14 protein-coding genes are annotated in these 15,724 nt (G+C 70.6%); 3 read left to right on the top strand and 11 right to left on the bottom strand.

Translation table 11 applies throughout. The features are described from left to right. Positions 1-58: 58 nt before the first annotated feature. The 5 genes from ACWIHY_RS06145 to ureA form a co-directional block, all read right to left on the bottom strand. Entirely contained in the window at positions 59-1,327 is a 1,269-nt protein-coding gene (locus ACWIHY_RS06145) for a TolB family protein (protein ID WP_454374394.1), read from the bottom strand. 122 nt (positions 1,328-1,449) lie between these two features. Next, positions 1,450-2,064: a TetR/AcrR family transcriptional regulator gene (locus ACWIHY_RS06140; RefSeq protein ID WP_454374393.1), complete on the bottom strand. Its 615-nt coding sequence runs from the start codon at positions 2,062-2,064 to the stop codon at positions 1,450-1,452. A gap of 43 nt (positions 2,065-2,107) precedes the next feature. Then, positions 2,108-3,139 (bottom strand): agmatine deiminase family protein, encoded by a 1,032-nt coding sequence (locus tag ACWIHY_RS06135; protein WP_454374392.1) that lies wholly within the window; start codon positions 3,137-3,139, stop codon positions 2,108-2,110. 9 nt (positions 3,140-3,148) lie between these two features. Beyond that, a complete protein-coding gene (locus tag ACWIHY_RS06130; RefSeq protein WP_454374391.1) occupies positions 3,149-4,837 on the bottom strand; it encodes an urease subunit alpha in 1,689 nt (562 codons plus the stop codon). Further along, the gene (gene ureA, locus ACWIHY_RS06125) at positions 4,834-5,535 is read right to left on the bottom strand and encodes an urease subunit gamma (protein WP_454374390.1); all 702 of its coding nucleotides are present in this window, start codon (positions 5,533-5,535) and stop codon (positions 4,834-4,836) included. Before ureA ends, ACWIHY_RS06130 begins: the two co-directional genes overlap by 4 nt. A 141-nt stretch (positions 5,536-5,676) precedes the next feature. Here ureA and ACWIHY_RS06120 point away from each other — a divergent pair, with 141 nt between their 5' ends. After that, positions 5,677-7,119 (top strand): cytosine permease, encoded by a 1,443-nt coding sequence (locus ACWIHY_RS06120; protein ID WP_454374389.1) that lies wholly within the window; start codon positions 5,677-5,679, stop codon positions 7,117-7,119. A gap of 75 nt (positions 7,120-7,194) precedes the next feature. On the opposite strand, the gene ACWIHY_RS06115 is transcribed toward ACWIHY_RS06120, so the two are convergent. Together ACWIHY_RS06115 and ACWIHY_RS06110 are read right to left on the bottom strand one after the other, a co-directional pair. After that, entirely contained in the window at positions 7,195-8,283 is a 1,089-nt protein-coding gene (locus tag ACWIHY_RS06115; protein WP_454374388.1) for a branched-chain amino acid aminotransferase, read from the bottom strand. A gap of 227 nt (positions 8,284-8,510) precedes the next feature. Then, positions 8,511-9,554 (bottom strand): 3-isopropylmalate dehydrogenase, encoded by a 1,044-nt coding sequence (locus ACWIHY_RS06110; protein ID WP_454374387.1) that lies wholly within the window; start codon positions 9,552-9,554, stop codon positions 8,511-8,513. A gap of 127 nt (positions 9,555-9,681) precedes the next feature. Between ACWIHY_RS06110 and ACWIHY_RS06105 the strand changes: the two genes are divergently transcribed. After that, positions 9,682-11,253: a purple acid phosphatase family protein gene (locus tag ACWIHY_RS06105; protein ID WP_454374386.1), complete on the top strand. Its 1,572-nt coding sequence runs from the start codon at positions 9,682-9,684 to the stop codon at positions 11,251-11,253. Positions 11,254-11,281: 28 nt separating this feature from the next. Here ACWIHY_RS06105 and ACWIHY_RS06100 read toward each other — a convergent pair whose 3' ends face one another. From ACWIHY_RS06100 to ACWIHY_RS06085, 4 genes are all read right to left on the bottom strand, one after another. Further along, positions 11,282-11,407: a hypothetical protein gene (locus tag ACWIHY_RS06100; RefSeq protein WP_454374385.1), complete on the bottom strand. Its 126-nt coding sequence runs from the start codon at positions 11,405-11,407 to the stop codon at positions 11,282-11,284. A 240-nt stretch (positions 11,408-11,647) separates the two neighbouring features. Next, complete coding sequence (locus ACWIHY_RS06095; protein ID WP_454374384.1) at positions 11,648-12,850, bottom strand: GDSL-type esterase/lipase family protein; 1,203 nt, start codon at positions 12,848-12,850, stop codon at positions 11,648-11,650. 198 nt (positions 12,851-13,048) lie between these two features. Further along, positions 13,049-13,582, bottom strand: coding sequence for a GNAT family N-acetyltransferase (locus ACWIHY_RS06090; protein WP_454374383.1), 534 nt, complete (start codon positions 13,580-13,582; stop codon positions 13,049-13,051). Positions 13,583-13,636: 54 nt separating this feature from the next. Next, positions 13,637-14,695: a S1 family peptidase gene (locus ACWIHY_RS06085; RefSeq protein ID WP_454374382.1), complete on the bottom strand. Its 1,059-nt coding sequence runs from the start codon at positions 14,693-14,695 to the stop codon at positions 13,637-13,639. Between the two features lie 162 nt (positions 14,696-14,857). On the opposite strand from ACWIHY_RS06085, the gene ACWIHY_RS06080 reads away from it, so the two are divergent. Further along, positions 14,858-15,697, top strand: coding sequence for a DUF1206 domain-containing protein (locus tag ACWIHY_RS06080; RefSeq protein WP_454374381.1), 840 nt, complete (start codon positions 14,858-14,860; stop codon positions 15,695-15,697). Positions 15,698-15,724 lie beyond the last annotated feature (27 nt).

Here is a 15,724-nt window from a genome sequence, read left to right as displayed (position 1 = left end):
CGCTCATGTACGTCGCGGTCCCGGTCACGCCCCGCGCCGGGTCCCCACCTCGTACGTATCAGCGCAGGCGGCGCACGAAGACGTCGGACTCGCCGTTGGTGTCACCCGGCACGAAGTTCCCGTCGTCGTACCCCCCGAATGCCACCGTCGACGCGTCGGCGCTCAGCGTCACGGGGGCGGCGCCCCGCGGCTTGCCGTCCAGGCCGGGCGTCGCCAGGACGTCCTTGCCCGTGCGCAGATCGCGCAGATAGTGCCCGGCCACCGAGCCCGACGAGGACAACAGCAGCTTCGTGCCGTCCGCCGAGATCCCGTCGGCCCCCGAGACGTCTGTGGGCGTGATGCCGTCGATCCGCTTGAGCGTGCCGGTCCGCAGGTCGCGGACGAACGGGTTCCAGCCCCGGTTGGGGTCGGTGCCCGGCACGAGGTTCGTCGCGTAGGAGTTGAAGGCGACCGTCGAGCCGTCGGCGCTCAGGAGCGGGGTGGTGGAGGCCTTGTCGGCCGCGGCGCCGTCGTGCGTGGCGTCCGCGTGCACTTCCGTCTTCGTGGCGCGGTCGTAGACGTAGATGTCGCCCCAGTCGTCGCCGCGCGGCCCGTTGACGTACGAGTCCTGGTACGCGACCTTCTTCCCGTCCGCGCTGATGGAACCCACCGAGCAGCCCCGCGCGCCCGTCGCGTCGTCCGGCGAGTGACTGATCCGCTCGGCCCTGCCCGTCCTGCGGTCCAGGACGTAGACCCGGGAGCCGTCGTCGGCGGGGCCCGGGGTGGCGTTGGTGGGGCGGGCCGAGAAGGCGACGTAGCGGCCGTTGGTGCTGATCGCGGCCGTGCCGTACGAAACGGCGTACCCGTCACCGAGTGCGGGCGCCACGCGCTCGGTCTTCCCTGTCCTCAAATCCCTCACGTGGACGGAGTATCCGCCGGGCGTGCCGTCGTCCGCGTTGAACGTGAGGTACCGGCCGCTGGAGCTGAGCGCGGGAGTCGACGTCTCGGACGACGCGGCGCCCTCGACCGTGACGCGCCTCAGCTTGCCGTCGCGGGCGTCGCGCACGAAGACATTGTCGGTACGGGCGGTGTCCCCCGGCGCCAGGTTGGAGGCGTACGACGAGAAGGCGACGACGCGGCCGTCGGCGCTCACGGCCGGGCTGGTCGAGGAGTCGTCCGCCTGGGCGCCGTCCGGCGCGACGCTGATACGGCGGGTCTGCGGAGCGGCCGGCTCCGCCGCGGCGGGCAGGGCGGTCGCGGTGACGGCCGCGACGAGCGCCGCGCCCAGAGCGATGCGTGAGACGCGCGAGATGCGCGAGACCTGAGAGATCCGTGTGGCAATGGACATGCTGTTTTCCCCCGTGTGTGCTGCTGATGAGCCCAACGGGATACAAGCGCACCATCGGACACGGGGTCAATCCGTCCGATTACGTACAACCCGAACGTGTGGACATGCGTCCGCGCCCGGTTTCAGTGGAGCGTCTCGTCGAGGAACTCGCCGATCTGGGTGAGGACCTGGGACCGTTCCGAACCCGGCAGCCCCATCGCCACGTGTGTACTGAAGCCGTCCAGCAGCGCCCGTATCCGGGTCGCGAAGCGGTCGGCGTCGACCACCGTGCGCAGCTCGGCGCGCGAGGCGCCCTCGACGAGCAGCGCCACCAGATCGCGGTGCCAGGACAGCTCGATGTCGAGGAGGCGGTCCCTGGCCGCCTCGTCGACGGCGTGCGAACGGTTCCAGAGTTCGAGCCACAGCGCCCAGTGCGGATCGCGGGGCCCCGTCGGCACGTACAGGTCGACGTACGCGTCGAGGCGCTCGCGGACCGGGACCTGGCGGGCGAGCGCGGCCCGGCGGTCCATGCCGAGTTGCTCCTCGCTCCATTCGAGCGTCTGGAGGAGCAGCTCGTCCTTGCTGCGGAAGTAGTACAGCAGGTGCCCGCTGCTCATCCCGACCTCACGGCCGAGCCCTGCCATGGTCAGCTTCTCCAGCCCGTGCTCGGCGATGCTCGCCATGGCGGCGGCGAGCACCGTCTCGCGGGGCGGGGCGGAGTTGCGCCGCCGGGACGGCGGCTTGGCGGGCTCGGTCATGAGGCGCAGACGTTCACAGGAGGCACCCGTATGTTCTACCCGATCAGGCGCGCGTCGCGGGCTGCTGCTGGGTGATGCAGTGGATGCCGCCCCCGCCCGCGAAGATCTCGCGGGCGTCGACGAGGGTGACCGTACGGTCGGGGAAGAGGCCGCGGAAGATCTCGGCCGCCTGCTCGTCGCGCGGGTCGTCGAAGGCGCACAGGACGACGCCGCCGTTGCAGAGGTAGTGGTTGATGTACGAGTAGTCGACCCAGTCGCCGTCGACCTGCACCGTGGTGGGGGCGGGCACCTCGATGACCTTGAGCGGGCGGCCCTTGGCGTCCGTCTGCGCGCGCAGCAGTTCGACGTTGGCCTTGCACGGCTCGTGGTCGGGGTGGGACGGGTCCGGCTGCGTGTGGACCAGCACGACACCGGGCCCGGCGAACGCGGCGACGATGTCGACGTGGCCGAGGGTGCCGAACCCGTGCGGCGGGTAGTCGGTGGTCAGACCGCGCGGCAGCCAGATCGCCTTGGTGGTGCCGAGCTTGGCGTGGATCTCGGCCTCGACCTGCTCGCGGGTCCACTGCGGGTTGCGCTCGGGGCCGAGCTGGACGGTCTCGGTGAGCAGGACCGTGCCCTCACCGTCGACGTGGATGCCGCCGCCCTCGTTGACGAGCGGGGAGGAGAGCGTGGGGACACCGGTGAGATCGGCGATCATGCCGGCGATCTTCGAATCGTGTTCCCAGGTCGCCCAGTCCTGGGCGCCCCAGCCGTTGAACACCCAGTCCACGGCGGCCAGTTCACCGGTCTCGTCGTCCTTGACGAAGGTCGGGCCGATGTCGCGCATCCACGCGTCGTCGAGCTCCCGCTCGACCAGCTCGATGTCCGGGCCGAGCAGCTCGCGGGCGTCCGCCGACTGGCCGGGGCCGCAGACCACGGTGACCGGCTCGTAGGCGCTCACGGCGCGGGCGACGCCCGCCCACGCCGCGCGGGCGGCGGCGAGCTCCTCCTCGTCGGAGAAAGTGACGTTGGGGCCGGGCCAGGCCATCCAGGTGCGGTCGTGCGGGGCCCACTCGGCAGGCATGCGGTAGGTCATGGGGGGTCCTTACAGGAAGTAGAGACGGTTGAGGGAGACGGAGTCGGCGGGTTCCGAGCGGAGCGGGTCGCCGTCGAGCGTGACAAGTCCGCTGTGTCCGTCCACCCCCACCTGTCCGATACGGGAGTTCAGGCGCAGGTCCGCGGGGCCGATGCCCCGCGTGCCCCGCACGGCGACGCGGCGTCGGCGGGTCGGCATCAGGTCGTTGCCCTGGTCGAGGGCGGCCTGCGCGACGAAGGCCACCGAGATCTCGGCGGGCGTCGCGCCGTGCGCCCCGAAGAGGGGGCCGAGGACGAGCGGTTCGCAGGTGTCGGTCGCGGCGTTGGGGTCGCCGGTGACGCCGTACGCCGGGAAGCCCGACTTCAGCACCATCTGCGGCTTCGCGCCGAAGTACTGCGGACGCCACAGCACGATGTCGGCCATCTTGCCGACCTCGATCGACCCGATCTCGTGGGCGAGACCGTGGGCGATGGCGGGGTTGATGGTCAGCTTGGCCATGTAGCGCAGGACGCGGGCGTTGTCGTCGTCCGGGCCGTCGCCCTCCATCGGGCCGAGTTCGGCCTTCATCTTCCCGGCCATCTGGAACGTACGGCGCACGGTCTCGCCCGCGCGCCCCATGCCCTGCGCGTCGGACGAGGTGATGCCGATCGCGCCCAGGTCGTGCAGCACGTCCTCGGCGCCCATCGTCCCCGCGCGGATCCGGTCGCGCGCCATCGCGGCGTCGCCGGGCAGGTCGGTCTTCAGGTCGTGTACGGAGACGATCATGCCGTAGTGCTCGGCGACCGCGTCCCGCCCGAAGGGGAGCGTGGGATTGGTGGAGGAGCCGATGACGTTCCGTACGCCGGCCATCTTGAGGACGTTGGGGACGTGCCCGCCGCCGCAGCCCTCGATGTGGAAGGCGTGGATCGTACGGCCTTCGAGGACGGAGAGGGTGTCCTCGACCGAGAGGCACTCGTTCAGGCCGTCGCTGTGCAGGGCGACCTGCACGTCGTGCTCCTCGGCGACGCGCAGCGCGGTGTCCAGGGCGCGGGTGTGCGCGCCCATGTCCTCGTGCACCTTGAAGCCCGACGCGCCGCCCTCGGCGAGTGCCTCGACCAGCGGGGCCGCGTCGGAGGACGAGCCGCGCGCGAGGAAGCCGATGTTGACGGGCCAGGCGTCGAAGGCGCCGAAGGCGTGGCGCAGGGCCCACGGCGAGTTCACGCCGACGCCCCAGACCGGGCCGAACTCCTGGCCGATGATCGTCGTCACGCCGGAGGCCAGCGAGGCCTCCATGATGCGCGGCGACAGCAGGTGGACGTGCGTGTCGACCGAGCCCGCCGTCGCGATCAGGCCCTCGCCGGAGACGATCGACGTACCGGTGCCGACGACGACGTCCACGCCGTCGAGGGTGTCCGGGTTGCCGGCCCGCCCGATCGCGTGGATCCGGCCTTCCTTGATGCCGATCGACACCTTGCGGATGCCCTGCGCCACGTCGATGACCAGCACGTTGCTGATCACGATGTCGCAGGTCTCGCGCACGGCGGCGGCCTTGAGGTGCAGCCCGTCGCGGGCCGTCTTGCCGAAGCCCGCGAGGAACTCCTCACCCGGCTTCTGCGCGTCGGACTCGACGCGCACGGTCAGCCCGGAGTCGCCGAGCCTGACCCGGTCTCCGGCGCGGGGGCCGTGGACAGCCGCGTACTCGTGCGGATCGATGCTCATGCCTCAGCTCCTCCTTCGGGCTGTGCTCCCAGATAACCGCAGGCCGCGGCCCTGCGCAGGGCCTCGTCCTTCGCGCCGGGCGCGTCCAGCGGGCCGTCGACCAGGCCCGCGAAACCGATCGCGATCCGGGCGCCGCCGATCGGGACGAGGCCGATCTCGGCCTCGTCGCCCGCGTCGAAGCGGACGGAGGACCCGGCGGGGACGCACAACCGCATGCCGTATGCCGCCGAGCGGTCGAAGTCGAGGCGCGGGTTCGCCTCGAAGAAGTGGAAGTGGGAGGTGACGCTGACGGGGACGGTCGCCGTGTTGCGTACGGTCAGCCGCACCGCCGGCTCCGGCTCCGCGTCCGCGGGGCCGGGCAGGACCGCGCCCGGGGCGTCGTCGCCCAGCGCGCCGCCGCCGATCGGGGACGACACGACCGCGAGCCGAGAGCCGTCGTCGAATACGGCTTCCACATGCACTTCGGTCACCACATCGGCCACGCCCGGCAGCACGTCGTCGGGGCCGAGCACGGACCGTGCCGCCTCGATCGCCTCCGCGAGCCGCCGCCCGTCACGGGCGGCCTCGCAGACCGTGTCCGCGATGAGCGCGGTCGCCTCCGGCACGTTGAGCCGCAGCCCGCGCGCCCGGCGCGCACGCGCCAGCTCGGCGGCTCCGAACAGCAGCAGCCGATCGCGTTCCGTCGGGGTCAGTCGCACGCCGACACACCTCCAAAAAGTTTAGAACTTCACTCTAACCACGAGATTCATACGCAGGAAACATTGACGCGCCACCTTGAGGCAAGTCACATTGAACGGCACTCAAAAGTTTGTTGTCCGGCGGACCGGGAGGACCCAGCCATGCCGATAGAACAGCGCGGAGTCGACACCATCCCCGACGAGGAGCGCACCAGCGGGCCGCGCGACCTCGTCTCCATCCTTCTTGGCTCCAATCTGTGCCTGGGCGTCATCGTCTTCGGGTGGCTGCCGCCGTCCTTCGGGCTTGGCCTGTGGCCTTCGGTGACCTCGATCCTGGTCGGCACCCTGGCCGGAATCGCGGTCACCGCACCGCTCGCGCTCATCTCGCTGCGCACGGCCACCAACCTCTCCACCTCGAGCGGCGCCCAGTTCGGCGTACGCGGCCGGCTGGTCGGTTCGGTCGTCGGCCTGCTGCTCTCGCTCGGTTATACGGCGCTCACGCTGTGGATCGGCGGCGACGTGATGGTCGGGACCCTCTCCCGGCTCACCGGCCTGCCGGACGACGGGGCCGCCCGCGCCCTGATGTACACCGTGCTGGCGGGCGCCACGGTCGTAGCCGCGGTGTACGGCTACAAGCTGCTGCTGAGGCTCAGCAAGGTGCTGTCCATCGGTATGGTCGTCCTGCTGTCGGCCGGCCTGTACGCCTACGCGGGCGACTTCACCACGGCCGCGCCCCCGGACACCCCGTACCTCCTCGGCTCGTTCTGGCCCACCTGGCTGCTCGCCGCCGTCGCCGCGGGCCTGAGCGGCCCGGTCGCCTTCATCACGCTGCTCGGCGATTACACGCGCTACATCTCGCCGCGCCGCCACACCCCGCGCAAGGTTCTCCGAGCCACCTGTCTGGGCCTGCTCCTGGGCCTGCTGGTCCCCCAGCTGTTCGGCACGTACACCGCCCTCGCCGCCCGCGCCGGCCTCGACTACGCCGGACCGCTCGTCGAGGCCGCACCCTTCTGGTACTTGGTGCCGCTGCTCGTCGCGGCCTCCGCAGGGTCCGTCGGCAACGCCGGCCTGATGCTCTACTCGATGGGCCTCGATCTGGACGCGATCCTGCCGGGCGCGACCCGCACGCGGGCCACCGTGATCGCGGCCGCCGTCGCGACCGCGTTCGTGTTCGTCGGCTCCTTCGCCTGGTCCGTGCAGTCCGCGATGACGTCGTTCGTCCTGCTCCTGACGGCCATCGGCACACCGTGGGCCGTCATCTCCCTGATCGGGTACGTGCGCTGCGGCGGCCGGTACGACGCGGAAGCCCTCCAGGTCTTCAACCGCCGCTCCAAGGGCGGCGTCTACTGGTACCGCTCGGGCTGGAACGTCCAGGCCACCGTGTCCTGGGCGCTGGGCGCGGCGGTCGGCCTCGGGGCGGTCTCGACGACGGTGTACGAAGGCCCGCTGCTGGTCCTCACCGGCGGCGTGGACTGCAGCTTCATCCTGTCGGGCCTGGTGGGCGGCGCCGCGTACGCCGCGCTGACGGCGAAGGACCGGACGGCCGTGCCCGCCGGCGCGAGTCCCGTGGCCGAGACCGAGAGCGAGACCCCCGCTCACGCCTAGGCGGCCGTACACGTGAGGCCGCGCCCGGCGGGAATGCCGGGCGCGGCCTCACGTACGTGCGACTCCCGCGGGGGGTCAGGCCAGCTCGTGGATCCAGCCGTGGGTGTCCTCCGCCGTGCCGGTCTGGATGGCGAGCAGCGCCTTGCGGAGCTCCATCGTCACCTTGCCCGGCTGCCCGTCGCCCTGGACCCACTCCGCCCCCTCGGACTTCACGGAGCCGACCGGCGTGATCGCCGCCGCCGTGCCGCACGCGAAGACCTCGGTGAGGGTGCCGTTCTCGGTGTCGCGCTTCCAGTCCTCCGTGGAGATCCGGCCCTCCTCGGACTCGTAGCCGAGGTCACGGGCGAGCTGGAGCAGCGAGTCGCGGGTGATGCCGGCGAGGAGCGAGCCGGTGAGCTCGGGGGTGACGATCTTGTTCCCGTACACGAAGTACAGGTTCATGCCGCCCATCTCCTCGACCCACTTGTGCTCCAGCGCGTCGAGCCAGACGACCTGGTCGCAGCCCTTCTCCGCCGCCTCGGCGAAGGCGAGGAGCGACGCCGCGTAGTTGCCTCCGGTCTTGGCGAAGCCCATGCCGCCGGGGACGGCGCGGACGTAGTTCTCGGACAGCCAGACCGAGACCGGCTTCACGCCACCGGGGAAGTACGCTCCGGCGGGCGACGCGATGACGATGAAGAGGTACTCGTTGGCCGGCTTCACACCGAGCCCGACCTCGTTGGCGATCATGAACGGGCGCAGGTACAGGGAGTCCTCGCCGCCGTGTGCCGGAACCCATGCCTTGTCCTGCTGGACCAGCGCGTCGCACGCCGCGATGAACGTCTCGACCGGCAGCTCGGGCATCGCCAGCCGGCGCGCGGAGACCTGGAAGCGCTTGGCGTTCGCGTCGGGGCGGAAGGTGGTGACCGACCCGTCGGGCCGGCGGAAGGCCTTCAGGCCCTCGAAGATCTCCTGCGCGTAGTGCAGGGTCATGTTGGCCGGGTCGATCGAAAGCGGCGCGTACGGCACGAGCTGGGCGTCGTGCCAGCCACGGCCTTCGGTCCACCTGATGGTGACCATGTGGTCGGTGAAGTGGCGGCCGAATCCGGGGCTGGCCAGGATCGCCTCGCGCTCCGCGTCGGACAGCGGGTGCGAGGAGGGCTTGAGCTCGATCGTGGGCGTCGTCATGAGTGCGTGTCCTTCACCGGTTGTGTGTGGTGGACCGCGCTCACGCCTCTAGTAGGACGTCCGAGCTTCCCCTCATACCGCGGCCCCGCGTTCGATTATCGCGCGCGTGGGGCTGTGGATGAAACGGCGTGTAGTGCGGCCCAGGATTGATGGTCCCACCCGGCCGCGACAAAGCAACAGCCGCCGGGTGTCTGTGACCCGGCGGCTGTGGGGAGGAGTCCGTCGGGTCAGCCCGCTACGCGTACCGCGAGCGCGTCGCCGATCTCGTCCGTCGTACGGACCGTGCTGCCGTCGCGCTCCGCGAGGTCGGCGGAGACGGCTGCCTCGATACGGCCTGCCTCGGTCTCGAAACCGAGGTGGCGCAGGAGGAGTGCGACGGAGAGGATCGTGGCCGTCGGATCGGCCTTGCCCTGACCCGCGATGTCGGGCGCGGAGCCGTGAACGGGCTCGAACATCGACGGGAAGGCACCCGTCGGGTTGATGTTGCCGGAGGCGGCCAGGCCGATGCCGCCGGTCACGGCAGCGGCGAGGTCGGTGAGGATGTCGCCGAAGAGGTTGTCGGTGACGATGACGTCGAAGCGCTCGGGCTGTGTGACGAAGAAGATCGTCGCGGCGTCAACGTGCAGGTAGTCGGTGGTGACCTCGGGGTACTCCTGGCCGACCTTGTCGAAGATGTTCTTCCACATGTGGCCGGCGAAGACGAGGACGTTGTTCTTGTGCACCAGCGTCAGCTTCTTGCGCGGACGGGCGTTGGCCCGCTCGTACGCGTCACGGACGACGCGCTCGACGCCGTACGCCGTGTTCAGGCTGACCTCGGTCGCGACCTCGTGCTCCGTACCGGTGCGGATCGAGCCGCCATTGCCGGTGTACGGGCCTTCGGTGCCCTCGCGGACGACGACGAAGTCGATGTCGGGGCGGCCGGCCAGCGGCGTCGCGGTGTTGGGGAACAGCTTCGACGGGCGCAGGTTGATGAAGTGGTCGAACGCGAACCGCAGCTTGAGCAGCAGCCCGCGCTCCAGGACGCCGGACGGCACGGACGGGTCGCCGATCGCGCCGAGCAGGATGGCGTCGTGCTGCTTGAGGGAGTCGAGCTCCGCGTCCGGGAGGGTCTCTCCGGTGCGGTGCCAGCGCTGGGCGCCGAGGTCGTACTCCTTGGTCTGCAGCTTCACATCCTGTGGGAGGACGGCGTTGAGGACCTTGAGCCCTTGGGCCACGACCTCCTGGCCGATACCGTCACCAGGGACCACTGCGAGATTGATGCTGCGAGACATGTCGGCACCCTACTCCCGCGTCCCAGCCCCTGACACCGGGCGTCCGCCATTCGGACTCAAAATCTCGACAGATTCTGTTCACCCCCAGTACTGGCCGGAGTTGGTTGTTACTGGGAAGTTTTTTCCCATGGCCGACACCCCCCGCACCGGAATCCCCGAGCAGATCGCGCGCCGCATGAGCATGCCGGAGCAGCACGAGTATCTGCGTACGAAACTCTCCCGCCGTCGCGTGATCAGCTCGTCCGCCGCCACCGTGGGCGGCGCCGCCCTGCTCGGCGGCGCGAGCCCTGCCTACGCGGGCTCCTCCCCCACTCTGCTTCCCTCCTCCGTCACCGCACGGGTGGACGGCTCACTGGTCGCCCCCTTCGGCCGCCATCTCGCCTTCGGCGCCGACCCGAAGACGCAGATGCGGATCTCCTGGCAGGTGCCCTTCGCGGTGAAGAGCCCGTACATACGGGTGGGGCTGAAGCCGTGGGAGCTGAGCCGGAAGATCGAGGCCGAGGTGCGGGATCTGCACACGCCGTCGCTCTCGCGCAAGCTGCCCGCGGTCGACCAGTTCTATCTGCACGTGGGCCTCGACGGGCTGAAGCCCGGGACGACGTACTACTACGGCGTCGGGCACGACGGCTTCGACCCGGCCGACGCCTCGCGCCTGTCGACCATCGGCTCGTTCCGTACGGCGCCCGCGCGGCCGGAGACCTTCGTCTTCACGGCCTTCGGCGACCAGGGGGTCGGCTACGACGCCGTCGCCAACGACCAGTTGATCCTCGGTCAGAACCCGTCCTTCCATCTCCACGCGGGCGACATCTGCTACGCGGACAGCAGCGGGCACGGCAAGGAGTCGGACACCTACGACGCGCGCGTGTGGGACCAGTTCCTGGCGCAGACCGAGAGCGTGGCGTCACGGGTTCCCTGGATGGTGACCACCGGCAACCACGACATGGAGGCCTGGTACTCCCCCAACGGCTACGGCGGCCAGTCCGCCCGCTGGTCGCTGCCCGGGAACGGGCCGGACGCGGCGAACGCCCCCGGCATCTACTCCTTCACGTACGGCAATGTCGGCGTAGTGGCGCTGGACGCCAATGACGTGTCGTACGAGATCCCCGCCAACAAGGGCTACACGGACGGTGCCCAGAACGCCTGGCTCGACAAGCGCCTCGGCGAGCTGCGGCGGCAGGCCGGCATCGACTTCATCGTGGTCTTCTTCCACCACTGCGTGTACTCGACGTCCACCCATGCCTCGGACGGCGGCGTGCGCGACGCGTGGCTGGCGCTGTTCACCAAGCACCAGGTGGACCTGGTGATCAACGGCCACAACCACGTGTACGAGCGGACCGACGCCATCAAGGGCGGCGAGGTCGGCAAGCCGGTGCCCGTCGGGGCCTCGACCGACCCGACCCGGGACGGGATCGTGTACGTCACCGCGGGCGGCGCGGGCAAGGACCTGTACGGGTTCGGGCTCGGCGTGAAGGACAGCTACGAGGGCAACGTCCACGACCACGACCACATCGTCAGTTTCCACTGGACGAAGTCGCGGCTCCCGGACCCGGACACCGTCGAGTGGTCGCGGGTGCGGTACACCGGCTTCTCGTTCCTCGCGGTGGAGGCCGAGACCGGTACGTCACCGAGGCTGAAGGTCTCCGCGCTCGCCGAATCCGGCGAGCGCATCGACCACTTCGAGATCCGGCGCGGCCGTTAGGCAGGGGCGGCGGGGCGCGGCTTGCGGCTCAGTGGCCGGTCGCGCCTCCGTTGTCACGGCGGTCCAGGGCGCGCTGGAGAGCGGCTGCCGCCTGCTTGCGGTCGGTGTCGTTCGAGCGGGGGGTGTGGCGGACGCGGCGGGCGGTCTCGGCCATGATGATCGACTCCTTGAGATCAGAATGATTTCAGGGCGCCGGAATGGGCGGGGAGCAGATGCCGCAGGGGTTACCTGCATGAGGCACGGGCTCGCGACCGCCGTTCGCTGATGGAGCGAGACGTTCGGCTCCTACCAAGCTAAGTGAGGGCGGACAGTCTGTCTCCACAATTACTCGGACTTCCTACTATCTGAGACGCGATCATGGCCGCGCCCCGGAGAGACGCGGCCTTCACCGTCCTCAGGAAGCCGAGAGATACATCTGCGAAGTGTCCGCCCCGGCTGTATTGCGGCACGTGTAGCTGCCGCCCGCCGGGGCCGCGTAGATCAGGGCCAGACAGCGGCCCTGGCCGAGCTGGCCGTAGTAATTGGGGTGCATGGACTCCTGGACCGGCCCCTGCGTGGAGTCGCTGTCGATCCAGCGCGCCCACTCGCTGGCGACGGCCGACGCGGGCTGGGTGGCGTTCACCAGCCTGCTCTGCCGGGCACACACCTCGCGCCCCTGGAGCATGTCGCGCAGGTCCAGGAACAGCACGCCCTTGGCGGCGGCCACGCCCTTGAGACGGTTCGCGATCTGCGGGACGAGCGAGTCGCGCGCCCAGTCGGAGTCCTTGTTCCAGAACGGGCAGCCGCCGGTGCTGACCCGGCTCCAGCCACTCTCCGCGTAGCGGTTCTCGGAGGCCCTCGGGATGGGCGAGGGGTACGACTGGAGGACGATCCGGTAGGCCGAAGCGGCGTAGCCCCCGGCGGACATCACCGCGCGGATCTCGTCGACGGCCTTGCCCACGTTCGCCATCGCCGTGTCGATCTTCGCGTCCACGACGGCCTGCTGGTCGTCGTGACAGTACGAGTACCAGACCATGTAGTCCGTGGCGCAGGCGGTGATGATGTCGGCGAAGCCGAGGTCGTTGCCGCCGACGGACAGCGCGATCACCTTCACGTTGTTCGCCGCGGCGATACCCGCGAGCTGGTCGGCCTGCGGGGCCTCGCCCTTGAACGGCACGCCGCCGTTCGCAGCGCGGAAGACGTTCTTGGCGGTGGCGCCCGAGCAGGCGATGTTGATCAGCGCCTGGGTGGTGCCGGTGGCGCTGCGCACCTCGGCGGAGTCGGAACGGTGGCAGCCGTTCGCGGCCGTCGGACCGTATACGACGCCCGGGTTGTAACCGCTGCCAGTCCAGGCCCGGTCGGAGCCGTCGCGGCTGCCGCTGTTGGTGAGGCTGTTGCCGCGCCAGCGGCCCGCCTCACCGGAGATGTAGCTGTCGCCCATCGAGACGATGGCGGCCGGGCCGGTGGTGGGGCTCGCGGCCGATTGGCCGGCCCCGGCCGTCAGCAGGGCGGCGAACGCCAGGGGGAGAGAGAGCGCCGCGGCGGCGAGGCGCCGGGAGCGCGTACGGCCACGGATGCCGCCGGGTCTGGCGGCTCGGGTGGGTCTGAGCGTACTCATGGAGCGAAATCCGGACACGGCGGTACTCCTGCGCTGGGCCGCGAGGGCATGTCGACGAGGGGAGCCGCCGGCCGGTGGCATGCGGAAATCTGGCATGCCATCGTTTGTTACCGCTAGGTACGTGCGGGTTTCTTTTACGTCACGGCGTGGCCGGGAAGCGACATTCACCGATGCCGCTTCCGCCGACGCCGAGCGCGCTCAGAGCACGTCTCCGCTCCGCCAGTCGAAGATCAGGGCGTCCGACGCGTCGGGAAGTCCGGTCACGGGCCGCAGGTACGTCGAACCCTCCTCGTCCGGCAGGGGTACGACGCCCGAGGGCCCCAGCGCCGCGATCCGCCCCGGCCACACCTCCCACCCGCGCCCCGCGTAGAGCGCCGCCCCGTCGTCGGACGCCGAGAGCGCGCCGAGGACGTACGCCCGGTCGATCACCCGCTCCAGCGCCTCCATCACCCGGCCGCCGAGCCCCTCCCGCCGGCGGTCCGCCCGCACGGCCACCCCCTCGACGTAACCGACGCGCAGCGACCTGCCGCCGTGCAGGACCCGGCGCTGGATGACGCTGCCGTGGGCGGCCAGGCCGTGCTCGTCCCGGAGACAGGCATGTATGCCGCCGACGGTGTGATCCCAGTCGTCCTCGCCGAAGTCGCCGTCGAAGGCGGCGTCCAGGAGGCCGCGGATCTCGTCGAGCGCGGCGGGTTCGAGGTCGGCGGTGTGGACGGTAAGCATCGGATCCATGCGAGAACTCTCGCAGGGCCGCCACCCCCGAAGGCGGGTGGCGGCCCGAAGCGCTCAGTACACGTTCACGCCGTACGCCGACAGGGCTTCCTTCACCGGCTGGTGAATGGCGGAGCCATTGGTGCCCGTGCAGCCGGAGCTGCCCGAGTGGATGCCGAGCGCGACGCTGCCGGCGAAGTGGGCGCCGCCGCTGTCGCCGCCGGCCGAGCAGGCGGTGGTGCGCACCATGCCGTAGACGGGGCCGTCACCGTAGTTGACGGTGACGTTCACGGCGGTCACGGTGCCGCTGGTCACCTTGGTCGTGGAGCCGCTCTTCTTGATGGCCTGGCCCACGACGGCGTTCGCGGCGGACGCGATGTCCTGGTAACTGCCGTTGTGGAGGTTGACGTTGCCCGCCGGCGCCGAACCGTCCGTGTAGCGGACGATGCCGTAGTCGTTGGTCGGGAAGCTGGTGCCCTCGCGGACACCGGTCACCGGACCGCCGGACGTGGCCGACCAGTTGGCGACGTCGTTGGTGCAGTGGCCCGCCGTCACGAAGTAACGCGTCGTGCCCTTGGAGACGTTGAACGCCGCCGAACAGCGGTACCCGCCGCCGTAGATCGCGTCGCCGCCCGCCACCTCGCGCCTGAACGTTCCCGGTACGCGCGAGACGCGCACCGCCCCGTCCTGCGCCTCCGCGACCTTCCGCAGCCGGGCCATCTCCCGCGCCGGGACGGACTGGTCGGCCTCCACGCTGACCTGGTTGGTCCGCGGGTCGACGCCCCACGACGTACCGGTGATCTTCGCTCCCGACTCCAGTGCGGCCATGGCCGCCTCCAGCCGCTCGGCGCCGCGCTCCACGCGCTTCGCCACGGCCCCCGCCGCGCGGACCTGTTGGGCGGCGCGGTCGCTGGTGACGGTCACGGTGAGACGGCCGGTGCGGTGGTCGAGGTAGCTGCCGGCGGTGTCGTCGCCGAGGCGCTCGGAGAGTGCGGTGTCCAGGGCGTACGTCGCCGGACCCGCGGCCCCGGCTTCGGCGGCGGTCCCGGCACCGGCCGGGGTCGCGCCGAGGCCCAGGGCGCCGGCGGCTATGAGGGCGGTCAGGACTGTGCGCGCACGGAGGATGCGTCTCATGGGGGGAATCTCCTCGGTCAGGCTCCCGCGGGGAACGGGAACACCGTTGAGGAATTTGACATGCTCATTGCCATTCCACAAGACCGCGTCGGCGCACCTCCCGCACCCCCTGCTTCCACCGCCCGCTTCGGGGCACACGCATTCCGACGGAGGAGGCAGAACATGGACGCAGGGACAATAGGCCGCAGGGGCAAACTCACCGCCCGGCAGGCTTCGAACAGTTCGACCCTGGAGGCCGCCGCACGCTGGGGATTCGTGGCACGCGGAGTGCTCTACCTGCTGGTCGGCGTACTGGCGCTGCGGATCGCGTTCGGCGACGGCGGGCAGGAGGCGGACCGAGGGGGCGCGCTCGCGGAGGTGGCCGCGCAGCCGCTGGGCTCGTTCCTGCTCTGGGCGTTGGGCATCGCTCTGGTGGGCATGGCGCTGTGGCGGCTCTCCGAAGCCTTCTTCGGCGCGGCCGGACCCGACGGCCACAAGCCCCACAAGCGCCTGCTGTCCCTGGCGCGTTTCCTCTTCTACGGCTTCGTGGCGTACAGCGTGCTGTCGTTCGCGGCGGGCGCGGGCGGCAGCGGAAGCGGCTCCAGCGACAAGCAGTCGGAGGACGTGACGTCCAGGACCTTGGAACTCCCCGCCGGACAATGGCTCGTAGGGATCGGCGGCCTGGCCATCGCGGTGGCCGGCGTGTGGATCGCGAGCCGCGCCGCCCTGCGCAAGTACCACAAGCACCTGAAGATGAGCGCCCTACGGGGCCGCACCCGCCAGGCCGTGGACATCTCCGGCGTGACCGGCGGCATCGCGCGCGGCGCGGTCTTCGCCGTACTCGGCGGATTCGCGGTCAAGGCCGCGGTCGACTACGAGCCCGACAAGGCCAAGGGCATCGACGACACCCTCCGCTCCTTCTCCGACACCCCGGCGGGCCCGTGGCTGCTGGTGCTGATAGCCGTCGGCCTGGCCATGTTCGGCCTGTTCTCCTTCGCGATGGCCCGCTGGCGCAAGATCTGACACCCGGCGGCACACGAAACCGCCCCC

The organism is Streptomyces sp. NPDC055287 (genome assembly GCF_053646035.1).
The sequence above is the reverse complement of the archived record's forward strand: the minus strand, read 5'-3'. Positions and strand labels throughout refer to the sequence as shown.

Bases quoted from the DNA above. Each gene is read 5' to 3' on its own strand.
- ACWIHY_RS06090 (WP_454374383.1), bottom strand. From the start codon at position 13,582: ATGGATCCGATGCTTACCGTCCACACCGCCGACCTCGAACCCGCCGCG.
- ACWIHY_RS06085 (WP_454374382.1), bottom strand. From the start codon at position 14,695: ATGAGACGCATCCTCCGTGCGCGCACAGTCCTGACCGCCCTCATAGCC.
- ACWIHY_RS06135 (WP_454374392.1), bottom strand. From the start codon at position 3,139: ATGACCTACCGCATGCCTGCCGAGTGGGCCCCGCACGACCGCACCTGG.
- ACWIHY_RS06140 (WP_454374393.1), bottom strand. From the start codon at position 2,064: ATGACCGAGCCCGCCAAGCCGCCGTCCCGGCGGCGCAACTCCGCCCCG.
- ACWIHY_RS06145 (WP_454374394.1), bottom strand. From the start codon at position 1,327: ATGTCCATTGCCACACGGATCTCTCAGGTCTCGCGCATCTCGCGCGTC.
- ACWIHY_RS06095 (WP_454374384.1), bottom strand. From the start codon at position 12,850: ATGAGTACGCTCAGACCCACCCGAGCCGCCAGACCCGGCGGCATCCGT.
- ACWIHY_RS06110 (WP_454374387.1), bottom strand. From the start codon at position 9,554: ATGTCTCGCAGCATCAATCTCGCAGTGGTCCCTGGTGACGGTATCGGC.
- ACWIHY_RS06130 (WP_454374391.1), bottom strand. From the start codon at position 4,837: ATGAGCATCGATCCGCACGAGTACGCGGCTGTCCACGGCCCCCGCGCC.
- ACWIHY_RS06100 (WP_454374385.1), bottom strand. From the start codon at position 11,407: ATGGCCGAGACCGCCCGCCGCGTCCGCCACACCCCCCGCTCGAACGAC.
- ACWIHY_RS06115 (WP_454374388.1), bottom strand. From the start codon at position 8,283: ATGACGACGCCCACGATCGAGCTCAAGCCCTCCTCGCACCCGCTGTCC.
- ACWIHY_RS06120 (WP_454374389.1), top strand. From the start codon at position 5,677: ATGCCGATAGAACAGCGCGGAGTCGACACCATCCCCGACGAGGAGCGC.
- ACWIHY_RS06105 (WP_454374386.1), top strand. From the start codon at position 9,682: ATGGCCGACACCCCCCGCACCGGAATCCCCGAGCAGATCGCGCGCCGC.
- ACWIHY_RS06080 (WP_454374381.1), top strand. From the start codon at position 14,858: ATGGACGCAGGGACAATAGGCCGCAGGGGCAAACTCACCGCCCGGCAG.